Source organism: Streptomyces sp. NPDC033216 (assembly GCF_055577115.1).
On the sequence record NZ_JBVIQK010000004.1, the window covers coordinates 26105 to 39001 of the forward strand.

Below are 12897 nucleotides of genomic sequence, written 5' to 3' on the forward strand. Positions count from 1 at the left end.
CCGTTCGGCGAGTGCCGCCGCGAACCATGCGTGAGGCAGGACGAACTGGCGTCGGCCGCCCGCACGCGCGGCCCGCCGTCGGAGGGCATGCGCCCGATCACGGGAGCCACCGGCCAGCCGTACGACCTGCACGTGCCCGAGGTGTCGTGCTCGGGGCTGATCAGCTCACCGCTCGCCCGTGTGTGCGGACCGGCAGCCGAAGCGGGCGGCCGCGAAGGCTCCCCGAGGGTGCCGTCGCAGGAGGGGCGGAACCGCGCACGACTGCGGGCAGGGCCTCTTGGACGGTCTCGCCCTGCCCGCAGCCTGCACGGCTGGAAGCCGTAGAACTGGTCCGACGCCGGTCAACGCACCAGAGGCACCGTGGTGGGGGGGGCCGACCGACGGCCGGTCACCACTGTTGGCGCACTCCCCATCTCCGCACCGCGCCAGGAGAGTTCGCCCTGCCGTCCTCCCCTGAAACGGACCCGTGCGTCCGTCCCCCGCCCCCCGGCTGAGGACGGAATCACTACGTCGCACCGGTCGCTCCGTTCGAGCGGCGGCAACGCGGTGCGGTTCAAGGTCGCCAGTTCGGAGTTTCCGCTCCGTAGTATCACTACGACAAAGCGCCGTTCATGTCGTGGGTCGGCGGCCCTCGGCCTGTCGGGTCCTATCAAGGAGCGTGAGAGTCATGTCCGAGACGACGACACAGACGAACGGGGTGACCAGCCAGTATCTGGCACAGGTCGCCGGTGACCTTGAGCGCAACCTGAAGGAGCACGACCGCATCGCCGGTGAGATCACCGCGCTCCAGGAGCAGTTGGCAGTCCTGGAGAAGGACCGTGCGGTGCTGCTGAGCGTGCAGCAGGCCCTCGGTGTCGAGTCCGCGCCCGCCGCACCCGCGGTCGGAGACGCCGCGACGGTGCCCGCTCCGCGCAAGAAGTCCTCGGCCGGTGCCTCCCGCCGACCGAAGGCCAAGAAGTCCGAAGCGGTGGCTGCACAGGCGACGACCACGAAGGCCGCCCACAAGAAGACGGCATCCCGCAAGGGTGCCCCGAAGGCGGATCAGCCTTCGCTCGTCTCCCTGGTCCGCGAGCACCTCGCCGGCCAGCGCGAACCGCGCTCCGCGGCCGAGGTCGCCCAGTCACTGGCTCAACAGCACCCCGACCGCGGCATCAAGACGACGGTCGTGCGCACCGCCCTGGAAGGGCTGGTGGCCAAGAACCACGCCCAGCGCACCAAGCAGGGCTCGTCCGTCTTCTACACCTCCCCCGACGCACCCGCCCCCGCCACGGGCGAGGAAGAACCTTCACAGGAGGGTCAGTCCGCGTAACGCGGGACCGACGGCTCCCACACTCGTCCAGTCCACGAGGTCGCCGTGGTCGTCGCGCGGCGACCTCGACCTCCTGTGTCCACGGGGGCGGTTGGACGCCGACGGGCGCGGCGCCGCCCTGATCCACTTCCCCCCTCATCCCGTTCGAGGCGCCCGGCGTTCCCGGCGAGGCGGTCGCCTCGACGGGCCACCTGTCACGTTTCAAGGGCCGCCTACGTGCAAGGCCAGTTGCCAGCCCCTCAGGCCTGATGCGGTGGCGCGGCAGGCCCAAGACGCGCAGAGGGATCCAGGTTCACCCGTTGTCGAACTCGACTGTTCAGCCTCTCGACCCACGCGTGCCGCGACGCGGGTGAAGCCACGTGTGCCCGCTCTCGCGCCGACCGGCGCCGGCACCGCCGGCTCCCGACCGGTCGCGAGTCCGGTGCGCCCCTGAAGGGGCCGGTCCGCGGAGGGGCATTCCCGAGCGGCCGTAGTGGAAGGACCCCACATGGTCGCTGTGCTGTGCGTTGAGCATGTGGATGAGGAGTGCGCCGAGGGCGATCATTCCCAGGATCACGACCAGGGTCACGAACGTTTCCACGGTATTCACCTCCCTGCGGGCTGGAGCGGCGCCGCGACGGGGCCGACCGGGGTGGGCGGACCTGCCGCCGCCATCAGCGCGCTCGCGGTCGAAGCGCGCCGGGGATCGCACGCGGCGGCCATCAGCCACGCGGCCGTGTCGGGATCGGTCCGCGGCGGGATCACCAGCAGGTTCCAGCGGCCCAGACGGTACGAGAGCAACAGCAACTCGTGCGGGTCCTGCTCGGCCCGGAACCAGCCCACGTGCACCATGTGCCCGGCCACGGGGACCTTGCGCGGAAGGACCGGCCAGTGGGTGGGGTTCACCGTGACCCTGGTGATCCGTCCCCACAGCGGATCGAGTACGGCTGTCAGGTCGGGGAGTTCAGCCTCGAGGTCGCGGGAGCGGGGCCACCAGGCGCCGTCCAGCAGCGCGGGCCGCTGACCCGCGGGAACCAGCGACAGCCGCGGAGGCGACGGGGTCCGGTTCTGAGGCTTCGGCGAGAGGGAGATGGTCGCGGTCATGACGCGCACCCTGTCCCCGGGCCGGTGACGACCGGCCCGGCCTGTTCGATCGCCGAAAACGACACGGGCATGGCGGCCGGTGCGCGAAATACCTTCGGTAGCTTCCAGCCTACTCCTCGCGCCGGAGCGTCCGCCCTGTCCGTCCCGCGAGGCAGCTCTCCGGCGGCGTCGAGCCGGGGCCGCGCTCCCGGCCGGATCCACGGACGCCGGGACCCGGCAGGGACGTAAGCTTGTGCTCGGCACGGACACGGTGGGGGCGTACATGCTGGTGGAGAAGGCACGGAGTTGGGGGTCGGCCCTCGATTCGGTCGTGGTGTACGCGCAGGGCGCGGTCTGTCGCCGCCTGGCCCGGGGCAGCGTGCCGCCGGACGGGCGCGTGCGGGTATCGGGGCTGCCCCGCTCGCTGGACCCGGCATCCCTGCGGGCGCGAGTCCTCGGTGCCCCCGGCGTGCGGGTCGTCGAGGCCCGTGTCGAGGTCGACGCCGAACCGCCGGGTGCCGACGTCCCCGACGCCCTGCGGCGTGAGGTGGAGCGGCTGAGCGACGAGTACGCGGCGGCACAGGGGCGCCGGGACCGGCAGCTGGGTCTGATCCGGGAGGTCGCGGCCCTGCACCCGGTACCGCCGGCCCGCAAGCGCGACGACCCGCACCGCCGCACCCCGGTCGACGCCTGGCTGGAACTCGCCGACTTCGTCGAACGGCGGCTGACCCGCCTGCACGACCGCCTCGCCGAACTGGACGAGGCGCTGCGCCTTGTCGCGCACGACCTCGCCGTCGCCACCGACAGACTCGCCCGCGCCTCGACCGATGTGCCCGCGGCGCACGTCGAGACCACGGTCTCCGCCGTCCTCACCCTCGTCGGTGGCACCGGTGACGCGGAGATCGAACTCGAGCTGGAGTACGGGGTACCGGGCGCGGTCTGGGTGCCGGCCTACCGTCTCAGCCACCGTCAGGGCGACGACAGCGGCCGGCTGGTGCTGCGCGCCTCGGTCGCCCAGCGCACCGGCGAGGACTGGACGGGCGTACGCGTCGCCCTGTCCACGGCCGATCTGCGGCGCCGTACCGATCTGCCGAGGCTCCGCTCGATCCGGATCGGACGCCGCCAGCCCGCTCCCGCCCCCTCCGGCTGGCGCGAGCCCCCGGCAGGGCTCGCCGACCTGTTCGCCGGGTACGACGCGCCGGGTCCGCGCCCCGCCGCCACCGAACCCCCGGCTGTCGGGGCCGGCTCCGCCTCCACGCCTCCTCCTTTCACGACTCCCCCGTCTCCCCCGTCTCCCCCGTCCTACGGTGGGCCACCTCCCCTGCCCGCGGCACCCGGCGGTGCGCCCGCCGCGGCTCAGGTGCCCTTCGGTGGCGCGACGCCCCACGTCGCGCAGCCGGCCAGGTCGCGCCCCGGCGGCGCGCCGCGTACCGCCGGCAGAGCCTTCTCGGGCCCCGCGGCCAAGGCACCCGCGGCTGCGGACCAGTCCGCCGCACCACCGCCGCCTCCCACCCCGGCGGTCGGTCCGCCGCAGCCGAGCGGCGCCGAACTCGACTACGCGGCCCTTAGGTTGTGCGGTCCCGACGAGCAGGGCGCGCGCCGCGGCCGGCTGTTCCCCGACTCCTCCTTCGACCCGGTGGCGGCCGAGTACCGGCGCCGCGCCGAGGCGGTGGCCGCGCTGCCGCTCCCCGGACACGCCGTGCGGCCCCGCGAGTCGGCGGGTTCCTTCGACCACCGCTTCGACGCCGCCGCCCGCGCCGACATCCCCTCGGACGGCACCTGGCACACCGTCACCGTCGCCGAGATCCCGGTCGGCCTGCGCACCGAGTACCTCTGCGTGCCGTCCGTGGAGCCGACCGTGTACGCCACGCTGGTGCTCTCCAACGCCACCGACCAGGCGCTGCTGGCCGGCCCGGTGGAGGTCACCGTCGACGACGACTTCCTGCTGACCGCCGCACTGCCCACCCTCGCGCCCGGCGGTGTGCGCCGGGTGGGGCTCGGACCGGCCGAGGGCATCCGGGTGACCCGCCGCACGAACCTGCGCGAGTCGACGTCGGGCCTGCGCAACAACGTCACCGTGCTCGACCACCACGTACATGTCGAGCTGGCCAACCAGCTCGCGAGGCCCGTCACCGTCGAGGTCCGCGAGCCGGTGCCGGTGACCTCCGATCCGGACGTACGGATCGAGGAACGGGCGGACTGGAAGGCACCCGAAGACGGTGCCGGGTCCGATCACCACGCCCCGGGCACCCGTGTCTGGCGGGTGGCCCTGCCCGCGGGCGGCACCACCGCCCTCGACGGCGGCTACGAGATCCGCATCCCGGCCGGCAAGGCCCTGGTCGGCGGCAACCGCAGGAGCTGACACACCCCATGCCCACGGCCCCGAAGCCGATCGCCCTCCCGGTCACCGCCGTCACCTGCCTGGAGGACCGCGCCCACGTCGAACGCGCCGCCGTGCTCGACCTGCAACCCGGCGTCCAGCGGCTGCGGCTCGGTCCGGTCAGTGCGCTGGCCGTCGACCGGACCCTCCATGCCGAGCTGACCGCCGGTCACCCCGCGACCGTGCTCGACGCGCGGATCGTCCGCGAGTGGACGCCGCGCGGGCCGCTGCCGTCCGCCGACGAGGACTCCGCCCTCCGCCGGCAGGTGCACGCCCTCGAAGCCGAACGGCTGGCCGTGGAGCAGCGGCGCGACCGGCTGCGGTCCCGCGTCGACCTGCTCGGCCGCCTCGCGGCCGACCTGCTGCGGGAGATCGGCGAAGGTGCCGGCTCAGGGGAGAGCGAAGGGCCCCGTTGGGCCCGGGAACTCGACCGGGTGGACGTCGAACGCGACGAGCACGGCGAACAACTCCGCGCCGCGGAAGCCCGGCTGACCGCGCTCACCGGCGAACTCGGGGAAGCCAAGCGGGCCATGGACCTCGCGGAGACGGAACCCGCCGAACTGGTCGGGCACATCGAACTGACCGTGCAGGCAGCCGTCGCCGGCCCGGTGGGGCTGCGCCTGAGCCACCTCACTCCGTGCGCGCTGTGGCGGCCCGCCTACCGTGCCGTGCTCGACGGTGACTCCCTGACGCTGGAGACCGACGCCATGGTCTGGCAGCGCACCGGCGAGGACTGGTCCGGCGTACGGCTGACGCTGTCGACGGCCCGGTCCGCGCTGGCCGCCGAACCACCGCGCCTGCGGGAGGACCGGCTGACACTCAAGGACCGCAGCGCGGCGGAGCGCCGCACGGTCGACGTCGAACTACGCGAGCAGGAGATCGGAGACCTCGGCCCGGCCCCCGTGCTCGGCCTGCCGGGGGTCGCCGACGGCGGCGAGACACGGGTGCTCGACGCGCCCGTCCCGGTGTCGGTGCCCGCGGACGGTCACGCCCACCGCGTGCCCCTCTCCGCCTTCAGCACCGCCGCGCGGAGCGAGTACGGCTGCGCACCCGAGCTGTCGCCCCTGGTCACCCGGGTGGCACGGTTCGAGAACCGGTCCGGTCACGCCCTCCTCGCCGGACCCGTCGACCTGGTCCGCGGCAGTGGATTCACCGGCCGCGGCACCCTGGACTTCACCGCCCCCGGCGCCCCCGTCGAGCTGGCCTTCGGCAGCTGCGACGACTACCGGGTGGTGCGGCACGCCGAGGAGTCGCACGCCTCCCCCGGCCTGACCCAGCGGACCGTGACCACCCACACGGTCCGGCTGCACCTCTCCCGGTTCTCCGCCCCCGCGGAACAGGACGTCGAAACGGTCACCGTGCGGGAGCGCATCCCCGTCTCCGAGGTCTCGGCGGTGGAGGTACGCCTGCGCGGGGAAGCCTGTTCCCCGGCGCCCGACTCGGTCGACGCGGAGGGCATCGCCCGCTGGGACGTCGTCCTGCCTCCCGGCGGCCGCCGCACGGTCACCCTGGTCTACGAGGTGTCGGCGAGCGCGAAGGTGGCCGGGCTGTGAGTTGAGGTCGCGCGCATCACGGACCAGCCGGAAGAGGGACGTCCCTCACCTGTGCCCGACCGCCGGCGCCCATTCCTCCGTCCGCGTCCCGACCCTCGGTGGGTCTTCGGTGCACCTCCGTCCCTCGGACCACGCTGTCCGCGTACCGGCGGCCGACGGGTCACTTCTCCTCCCGGGCCGGCGCTGCCTGTGCGGTCGTCCGGGACCCCCGCGCGTCGCGCAGTCGGTCGTCGCACCACCGCCTGGCCGTCTCGGCGACATGTTCCAGGGCACCGGGCTCCTCGAACAGGTGTGTAGCCTCCGGAACGACGTGCAGGGCATGCGGACACCGCATCCGCCGGGCCGCTTCCTGGTTCAGCGCCAGCACGTGGTGGTCCCGCCCGCCGACCAGGAGCAGCACGGGGACCGTCACCTGCTCCAGGACGTCGCCCGCGAGGTCGGGCCGCCCGCCGCGCGACACCACGGTCAGCACGCGGTCCGGCCGTTCGGCGGCGGCCACCAGCGCGGCGGCGGCACCCGTACTGGCGCCGAACAGGGCGATCGGGAGGCCGCGGGTGTCGGGCTGCGTATCCAGCCAGTCGATCGCCGCCAAGAGTCGCCGGCCCAGAAGCGCGATGTCGAAACGGTGCTCGGCGCTCAACGCGTCATGCCGCTCCTCCCGTTCGCCGAGCAGATCCATCAGCAGCGTGCCCATTCCGGCGGTACGCAGTTTGGCGGCCACCATCCGGTTGCGCGTACTGTGCCGGGAACTGCCGCTGCCGTGCGCGAAGACCACCACGGCCCGCGCCGGTGCCGGCACGACCAGGTCACCGGAGAGCGTGACCTCACCGGCGGGCACCAGAACCATGTCGGAGATCATCGGTATCAGCCTCTTCCCCATCGGCCGATCGTGCGGATCGCTACGACCCGGATGTCCCCCACCGCGTACCCACCCTGTCGGCGCGAACCCCCTCGGTGTGTGGCTCGCCCCGGGGCGTTCTCCACATGGCGTCGGCCGCCCGCAGGCGGGCCCGGCGGCGTGCTGCGGTGCGATCGCACGGCGGAGGGTCGCCCCGATACGGGGTGCACCGGGGCCGTCCCGACAACACGGCCGGGGTTGCCCCTCTGAAGGGCGTGACAGGCGTCGCCGGGGGCGGGACCTTCGAGACACAGCCCTAGCGATCGGGGCTGTCCTGGTAGCGGAGCAGGACGCCGACGCCGTCGCTCGAGGGGATCCGGTCCGGCGGCGGCACGACCAGCTCGGCCCCGGTGCGATGGGCGGCGTACAGGACTGCCGCGTCGGCCGGTACCGCGTGGGAAGAGGTCGCACCGAACGCCTCCGGGTCCGCGGCGGACAGCGCGATCCGTGACGGCGCCTCGCCGAGCCAGACACGCTCGGGCAGCCGCGCCCGCCGGGTGAGCAGCAGCGAGCCGGCCTGTCCCCGTCGCAGGGCCGATACGGCCGCGGCGATGCCGTCCGAGGCGTGGGGGTGCCGGGTGCGTTGGGCCAGGAAGTCCTCCAGTTGACCGGGTACGGGTACCCAGCGCGTACGGATCGGCGCCGTTTGGGTGTCGTCCGAGGGGAAACCCCGGACAGGACGGACGACGGCCACGAACAGCCCCGGACGCGCGGAGAGAGCGGTCGGTCGACGCCCGCAGCCGGGTCGGGGCCGTACCGCCGCTCGGACCGGCGCGAGGCCGGGGTGACCGCGGTCGTCCTCGGAGGTCTCGGAGGCGGGCGCCGTCCGCGGCCTCGCCGCCGGCTCGGGTGCCGCCGCCGAGTCCCTTTCCGGCGGCCCCGCCGCCGCGTGCGCCCGAACCCGGAGGTGTGGCGGCTGAGCGTCGGGGAACGGACGCGGACGGACCGGAGCCCCGGAAGGCAGGTGACACGTCATGCGATTCCCGGACCGTCGCCGGGCCGGACAGGAACTCGCCGCCCGGCTGGTCGCGTGGTCGGACGAGGGTGATCTGGTCGATCCCCTCGTTCTGGCTCTCCCTCGCGGAGGCGTCCCGGTGGCCGCCGAGGTCGCCCGAGCCCTGGGGGCACCGCTCGACGTCCTCGTGGCCCGGAAGATAGGTGTCCCCGGGCATCGGGAGACCGGCATCGGCGCGATCGTCGGTGACGATCCGCCCCTGTTCGACCGGCGCGCGATGCGGGTGCTCGGTCTGAGCGAGGACCGGCTCGGCCCGGACGTGGCCCGCGAGCGGACCGAACTGCACCGCCGGGAACGGCAGTACCGCGGAGGCCGGTGCGCGCCGCACATCGAGGGCAGGACCGTGATCGTCGTCGACGACGGGCTCGCCACCGGCGCCACCGCGCGTGCCGCCCTGCGCCACCTACGGCGACGGGGACCCGCGCGGCTGATCCTCGCCGTGCCGGTCGGGGCACCCGAGTCGGCGGCGGAGATGCGCTCCGAGGCCGACGACGTCGTCTGCCTCCGTCAGCCACCGGACTTCCGGGCGGTCGGCCTGTGGTACGTCGACTTCGACCAGGTCGGTGACGAGGAGGTCGTCCGGACCCTGCGCGAGCACAGCGCCGCCGCGGACAGTGGCTGAGGGAGCAAGCCCTGGTGCCGGGGCCCGGAACACGGAACGGACGCGATAAGGAACCGTCGCACCCATGTGAAAGGGGCCCGGCATCGGCCGGGCCCCTTCCTTTTGTAGCGGGGACAGGATTTGAACCTGCGACCTCTGGGTTATGAGCCCAGCGAGCTACCGAGCTGCTCCACCCCGCGTCGGTTCCGCCACTCTACACGGCGATCCGGGCGGGCTGGAAACAGGGGGTCAGCCGCGGACGATGTTCTCCGCCTGGGGGCCCTTCTGTCCCTGGGTCACGTCGAAGGTGACCGCCTCTCCCTCAACCAGCTCACGGTAGCCGTTGCCGGAGATGTTGGAGTAGTGCGCGAAGACATCGGGGCCGCCGCCGTCCTGGGCGATGAATCCGAAGCCCTTTTCGGCGTTGAACCACTTCACGGTGCCGCTGGCCATACTGCTGTGTCCTTCGTTCTCGCCGGCGGGCGCCGGCTGGAATGGGTGCGGGTGCCGTCCATGATCACGGGCGGCGTCCCAGACCCGTTCTACCCCACGAAGGGCCTCGCAATCCGCACTCGGCGCTCAAAAATTTTCCATCGTGACCTGTTCTCCACCGATGGGGGTACGGTCACTTCTCGTGCTCGTCTCACTGCTGTGCGTTTCTGTCAGTCGCCGCCGCCGCCCCCGCAGGACGAACCGCCGCCGCACGACGAGCCTCCCCCGCACGACCAGCCGCCGCCACACGCGTGCCCACCCCCGTCACCGCCCCCGGAGCGGCCCCGCGGCCCGTTGCGCCGCCGGCCACCGCGTGACCCCGCGACGAGAATCACGACGAGCACGATCCCTACGATCACGACATGTCCCACTGCTCTCGACCCCCGTGGTCGTCCGACCGGAACCTGTACGAGGGCCATGCCCCGGAACGGCGGTGGGCCAAGCGTGTCTTGAGGAACTCCAGAGCTTCGGCCGTCCACCACGTCCGGCGACGGATCAGTCCACGGTCAGTACGGCGCCGGACGCCGCCTCCGGGCGGGTGAGCACGGCGCCGAAGTTGCCCTCGACCGCTGCCTTCTCGGCCGCGTTCGGGTACGGGTTCGTGCACGCGACGCCTGCGCTGGAACCCGACATCAGGCTGGTGCAGGGGCCGGGCTTGCGGTCCGGCAGGCCGAGGATGTGGCCGAGTTCGTGCGCCGATATCCGGACCGTGTCATAACCCTGGTCGACGGCCTGCCGTCCGATGCAGACCGTGCCGTTGCCGAGCGAGGTGGTCAGGGCGCGGGGCCAGCCGTTGTCGGCGAGAACGCGGATGTTGGCGCGCTGTCCGGCGGCGGCCGGGCGCAGTTCGACGTTGTCCACGCTCGCGTTCCAGATCGCCGCGCCCCGGTCGACGGCGGCCCTGAACTCCGCTGACGCGCCGGCGTCGTAGGTGACGACGCGGGCCGCGAGCGGTTGACCGGCGGGGGCGCCCGCCTGGGCGTGGGCCGGGCCGCCGAAGACGGTGAGTGCCGCCGTGAGGGCGGCGGCGAAGGCGGGGACGCGGGTGCGTGAGTGCATGATCGACCTCCTGTGGGGGAAGGTAAGCGTGCTCATGTCACGTACTGCTGGAACCTCTGCCCATGTCCCGAGACCGCCAATCCGTCAATCGGTGCCGCGCCGCTTGAACCGTACCGGCCGTACGCGCGTACGGAGGACGGGAGCCTGCTCCCGCGTCATGACACGTCGTCCCGCGGCCGGACCGCACACACTCAAGGAGCACCGATGACCACTCCGCGCCTCAGCGACCGGCTGGCGACGCGTCAGCCCCTCGTACTGGGCCTGTTCCGCATGGTTCTGGGCCTGTTGTTCGCCAGCGAGGGCGCCGCCACGGTCTTCGGGGTGCTGGGACGCAAGGCCAGTCCGGCGGGTGACTGGCCCTTCTGGTACGCCGGAGTGATCGAGCTGACCTGTGGCGTACTCGTCCTCCTCGGAGTTGCGACACGCAGTGCCGCCTTCCTCAGCTCGGGCGTGATGGCGTTCGCCTACTTCACCGAGCACCAGCAGGACGGCCTCTTCCCCATACAGAACGGCGGACTCTCCCCCGCGCTGTTCTGCTGGGGCTTCCTCCTCCTGGTCTTCTCAGGTCCTGGCGCCCTGTCCCTGGCCGGTCTGATCGGAGGGAAGGCTGAGCCGAGGCCCGCTGGTCACGGAGTGACCGAGCCGTCCCGCTGACGCCCGCCCGGCCACGCGAGGCCGCCCCGAAATCGTTTCGTGCCCGGTGAGCGCGCCCCCTATTGTGGCGCGGTGACGACGACTCAGATGATCATTCTCAACGGTGGTTCCAGCTCGGGGAAGTCCGGGATCGTCCGGTGCCTCCAGGCCGTACTGCCTGACCCGTGGCTCACCTTCGGCGTCGATTCCTTCGTCGACGCGCTGCCGGCGAAGCTCCGGGCGTGCGACGGAGGACTCGAGATCGCGGCGGACGGCCGCGTGAGCGTCGGGGCGGGGTTCCTGGCGCTGGAGCAGGCCTGGACCGAGGGCATCGTGGCGATGGCCCGCGCCGGCGCCCGGATCGTCGTCGACGAGGTCTTCCTCGGCGGGGCGGCGTCCCAGCAGCGGTGGCAGAAGGCTCTGGGGGACGTGGCGGTGCTGTGGGTCGGCGTCAGGTGTGAGAGCGCGGTCGCCGCGGGCCGCGAGACGGCGCGTGGGGACCGCGTCCGGGGAATGGCCGCGTCGCAGGCGGACGCGGTCCACCGTGGGGTGACCTACGACCTGGAGGTGGACACCACGCACACCGAGTCCCTCACGTGTGCGCGCGCCATCGCCGCCCACGTCGGCTGACCGACGGAGCGGCCCCGACCCCTGCTCGTCCGGACGGGGAGGCGCAGGGGCCGGGGGCCGGGCGGGGTGGGGCACTGGCCGGGACGTCGGCGCGGTGGCCCGGCGTCACTTGGTGAGGGGCGCCAGCTTCGGGTCGGTGGCGTAGGACTCGGCCGCGTTGTCCTTCGTCACGATGACGGGCGGCAGGAGGTAGGCCGGGACGACCTTGGCGCCGTTGTCGTACGACTTGCTGTCGTTGATCGTCGGCTTGTCGCCCTTCCGCAGGGACTTGACCATGTTGACGGTCTCGGCGACGAGCTTGCGGGTGTCCTTGTTGATGGTGGAGTACTGCTCACCGGCCATGATCGACTTCACGGACTCGACCTCGGAGTCCTGACCGGTGACGACGGGAATCGGCTTGCCCGCCCCCTTGACCGAGGTGAGGATCGCGCGGGCGAGGGTGTCGTTCGGTGACAGGACGCCGTCGAGCTTCTTGCCGCCGCCGTACGTCGAGGTCAGGAGCGAGTCCATGCGCTGTTGGGCGATCTCGGCCTTCCAGCCCTGGATCGCCGTCTGCTTGATGCCCGTCTGCCCGGACCCGACAACGATGTCGCCCTTGTCGATCAGAGGCTTGAGCACATCCATCGCACCGTCGAAGAAGACCTTGGAGTTGTTGTCGTCCGGCGAGCCTGAGAACAACTCGACCGTCCACGGGCCCTTCGGCTTCTTCGCCTTCATGCCGTCGACGAGGGCCTGCCCCTGGAGCCGGCCGACCTTGAAGTTGTCGAACGCGATGTAGTAGTCGACGTCGGGGGTGTTGGTGATGAGGCGGTCGTAGGCGAGGACCGTGGCGCCCGCCTGCTTGGCCTGCGCCACCTGGGTGGCGAGCTGCGAGGCGTCGGTCGCCCCGATGACGATCACCTTCGCGCCCTTGGTGACCATGGAGGAGATCTGTGCCTGCTGGTCGGCGACGGTGGTCGAGGCGCCCGCGTACTGTACGTCGGCCTTGAAGCCCGCCTCCTTCAGACCGCTGGTGAACAGGTCGCCGGCGAGGACCCAGTTCTCCGAGGTCTTGGCGGGCAGGGCGACGCCGACGAGCGCGTCCTGCGCGAAGCCCTTGCCGTCGGCGCTGTCACTGCCGGTGGAACCCTCGCGTTCGTTGGAGCATGCCGTGCCCAGGGTGAGCAGTGCGGCGGCGCCGACCGCGGCGATGCCTCGGGTGATGAGTCTGCGCATGGTGGATCGAACCCTTCGTGCGGTGTCGCGTGTTGCGGGAGAGTGGTGCG

12 protein-coding genes and 1 tRNA gene are annotated in these 12897 nt (G+C 72.5%); 6 read left to right on the top strand and 7 right to left on the bottom strand.

From position 1 onward, the window contains the following. The first annotated feature begins 667 nt into the window (after positions 1-667). The gene (locus tag ACZ5Y0_RS09555; protein ID WP_469128069.1) at positions 668-1309 is read left to right on the top strand and encodes a hypothetical protein; all 642 of its coding nucleotides are present in this window, start codon (positions 668-670) and stop codon (positions 1307-1309) included. 585 nt (positions 1310-1894) lie between these two features. On the opposite strand, the gene ACZ5Y0_RS09560 is transcribed toward ACZ5Y0_RS09555, so the two are convergent. Next, positions 1895-2392, bottom strand: coding sequence for a DUF5994 family protein (locus ACZ5Y0_RS09560; protein WP_469128070.1), 498 nt, complete (start codon positions 2390-2392; stop codon positions 1895-1897). Between the two features lie 262 nt (positions 2393-2654). On the opposite strand from ACZ5Y0_RS09560, the gene ACZ5Y0_RS09565 reads away from it, so the two are divergent. Together ACZ5Y0_RS09565 and ACZ5Y0_RS09570 are read left to right on the top strand one after the other, a co-directional pair. Next, on the top strand, positions 2655-4733 hold the full coding sequence (locus ACZ5Y0_RS09565) for a DUF4139 domain-containing protein (protein ID WP_469128464.1): 2079 nt from the start codon (positions 2655-2657) through the stop codon (positions 4731-4733). A gap of 8 nt (positions 4734-4741) precedes the next feature. Further along, positions 4742-6304 (top strand): DUF4139 domain-containing protein, encoded by a 1563-nt coding sequence (locus tag ACZ5Y0_RS09570; protein WP_469128071.1) that lies wholly within the window; start codon positions 4742-4744, stop codon positions 6302-6304. A 160-nt stretch (positions 6305-6464) separates the two neighbouring features. On the opposite strand, the gene ACZ5Y0_RS09575 is transcribed toward ACZ5Y0_RS09570, so the two are convergent. Together ACZ5Y0_RS09575 and ACZ5Y0_RS09580 are read right to left on the bottom strand one after the other, a co-directional pair. Then, positions 6465-7163, bottom strand: coding sequence for a dienelactone hydrolase family protein (locus ACZ5Y0_RS09575; RefSeq protein ID WP_469128465.1), 699 nt, complete (start codon positions 7161-7163; stop codon positions 6465-6467). Positions 7164-7458: 295 nt separating this feature from the next. Next, a complete protein-coding gene (locus ACZ5Y0_RS09580; RefSeq protein WP_469128072.1) occupies positions 7459-7896 on the bottom strand; it encodes a hypothetical protein in 438 nt (145 codons plus the stop codon). A 280-nt stretch (positions 7897-8176) separates the two neighbouring features. Between ACZ5Y0_RS09580 and ACZ5Y0_RS09585 the strand changes: the two genes are divergently transcribed. Continuing rightward, the gene (locus ACZ5Y0_RS09585) at positions 8177-8839 is read left to right on the top strand and encodes a phosphoribosyltransferase (protein ID WP_469128073.1); all 663 of its coding nucleotides are present in this window, start codon (positions 8177-8179) and stop codon (positions 8837-8839) included. A gap of 105 nt (positions 8840-8944) precedes the next feature. On the opposite strand, the gene ACZ5Y0_RS09590 is transcribed toward ACZ5Y0_RS09585, so the two are convergent. The 3 genes from ACZ5Y0_RS09590 to ACZ5Y0_RS09600 form a co-directional block, all read right to left on the bottom strand. Beyond that, a tRNA-Met gene (locus ACZ5Y0_RS09590) sits at positions 8945-9018 on the bottom strand. 49 nt (positions 9019-9067) lie between these two features. Next, positions 9068-9271: a cold-shock protein gene (locus ACZ5Y0_RS09595; RefSeq protein WP_073499692.1), complete on the bottom strand. Its 204-nt coding sequence runs from the start codon at positions 9269-9271 to the stop codon at positions 9068-9070. A 534-nt stretch (positions 9272-9805) separates the two neighbouring features. After that, entirely contained in the window at positions 9806-10369 is a 564-nt protein-coding gene (locus ACZ5Y0_RS09600) for a snapalysin family zinc-dependent metalloprotease (protein ID WP_469128074.1), read from the bottom strand. 204 nt (positions 10370-10573) lie between these two features. On the opposite strand from ACZ5Y0_RS09600, the gene ACZ5Y0_RS09605 reads away from it, so the two are divergent. Both ACZ5Y0_RS09605 and cpt read left to right on the top strand, forming a co-directional pair. Continuing rightward, on the top strand, positions 10574-11023 hold the full coding sequence (locus tag ACZ5Y0_RS09605; RefSeq protein WP_469128075.1) for a DoxX family protein: 450 nt from the start codon (positions 10574-10576) through the stop codon (positions 11021-11023). Positions 11024-11110: 87 nt separating this feature from the next. Next, complete coding sequence (gene cpt, locus ACZ5Y0_RS09610) at positions 11111-11632, top strand: chloramphenicol phosphotransferase CPT (RefSeq protein WP_469128466.1); 522 nt, start codon at positions 11111-11113, stop codon at positions 11630-11632. Positions 11633-11737: 105 nt separating this feature from the next. On the opposite strand, the gene ACZ5Y0_RS09615 is transcribed toward cpt, so the two are convergent. Then, positions 11738-12847 (bottom strand): substrate-binding domain-containing protein, encoded by a 1110-nt coding sequence (locus ACZ5Y0_RS09615; RefSeq protein WP_469128076.1) that lies wholly within the window; start codon positions 12845-12847, stop codon positions 11738-11740. Between the last annotated feature and the right edge of the window lie 50 nt (positions 12848-12897).

Excerpts from the sequence above, each read along its gene's own strand:
- ACZ5Y0_RS09605 (WP_469128075.1), top strand. The coding sequence starts at position 10,574 with ATGACCACTCCGCGCCTCAGCGACCGGCTGGCGACGCGTCAGCCCCTC.
- ACZ5Y0_RS09600 (WP_469128074.1), bottom strand. The coding sequence starts at position 10,369 with ATGCACTCACGCACCCGCGTCCCCGCCTTCGCCGCCGCCCTCACGGCG.
- ACZ5Y0_RS09570 (WP_469128071.1), top strand. The coding sequence starts at position 4,742 with ATGCCCACGGCCCCGAAGCCGATCGCCCTCCCGGTCACCGCCGTCACC.
- ACZ5Y0_RS09555 (WP_469128069.1), top strand. The coding sequence starts at position 668 with ATGTCCGAGACGACGACACAGACGAACGGGGTGACCAGCCAGTATCTG.
- ACZ5Y0_RS09585 (WP_469128073.1), top strand. The coding sequence starts at position 8,177 with ATGCGATTCCCGGACCGTCGCCGGGCCGGACAGGAACTCGCCGCCCGG.
- ACZ5Y0_RS09560 (WP_469128070.1), bottom strand. The coding sequence starts at position 2,392 with ATGACCGCGACCATCTCCCTCTCGCCGAAGCCTCAGAACCGGACCCCG.
- cpt (WP_469128466.1), top strand. The coding sequence starts at position 11,111 with ATGATCATTCTCAACGGTGGTTCCAGCTCGGGGAAGTCCGGGATCGTC.
- ACZ5Y0_RS09575 (WP_469128465.1), bottom strand. The coding sequence starts at position 7,163 with ATGATCTCCGACATGGTTCTGGTGCCCGCCGGTGAGGTCACGCTCTCC.
- ACZ5Y0_RS09615 (WP_469128076.1), bottom strand. The coding sequence starts at position 12,847 with ATGCGCAGACTCATCACCCGAGGCATCGCCGCGGTCGGCGCCGCCGCA.
- ACZ5Y0_RS09565 (WP_469128464.1), top strand. The coding sequence starts at position 2,655 with ATGCTGGTGGAGAAGGCACGGAGTTGGGGGTCGGCCCTCGATTCGGTC.
- ACZ5Y0_RS09595 (WP_073499692.1), bottom strand. The coding sequence starts at position 9,271 with ATGGCCAGCGGCACCGTGAAGTGGTTCAACGCCGAAAAGGGCTTCGGA.